This window comes from Bartonella sp. LB28NMGDW, from assembly GCF_042194435.1.
Taxonomy (GTDB): domain Bacteria; phylum Pseudomonadota; class Alphaproteobacteria; order Rhizobiales; family Rhizobiaceae; genus Bartonella; species Bartonella grahamii.
Genome location: NZ_JBHIMX010000166.1, coordinates 1 through 565, shown reverse-complemented (window position 1 = coordinate 565; position 565 = coordinate 1). Strand labels below are relative to the sequence as shown.

Genomic DNA, 565 nt, shown 5'->3' with positions numbered 1-565 from the left:
TCTTCATCTGCTGTTCGGTGTAATCATGTAACTGACCCCCATTAACAGCTTCATGCGAGCCCGTTTCAATCTTTCCATCCGCTACATTGTCTATCAAAACTGGATCACTCTCATTCCCACCTACCAACGTAACCTTATTCGTCTTTTTACCATCACCATCTTTGTCATATTTAACCGCTCCATCCATAACCGTTGTTGTAATATCTTTTACATGTTGATCAATCGTATCTACTTTCTTTTCAACCTCTTTCACTTTCTCATTCGTCTCCCATAGCTGACCTCCATTCACAACTTCTTGTGAATTCTCTTCAACTTTACCAGCTAAGACATTCTTAATCTTGCTCGACTTGTCATCATGCTTCGCGTCGTACGCTCCTTCAGTTTCATTCCAATTTAAACCATTGGACGCCACATTCTTCTCAACATCATGAATACGATTGTTGATATTGGTCATACCTGTATTCACACCATCAAACGCAGCCGCAACATTATCATAGCTCGTCTTCTCATCTGAACTACCGTCGCTCTTAAATTGTGCAACCTTGAATTCCGGTGCACTCCATTT

1 pseudogene is annotated in these 565 nt (G+C 41.1%); it reads right to left on the bottom strand.

Features of this window, described 5'->3' with window-relative positions:
- Window positions 1–565, bottom strand: a pseudogene (locus tag ACFIKG_RS09825) (hypothetical protein); the annotation flags it as partial.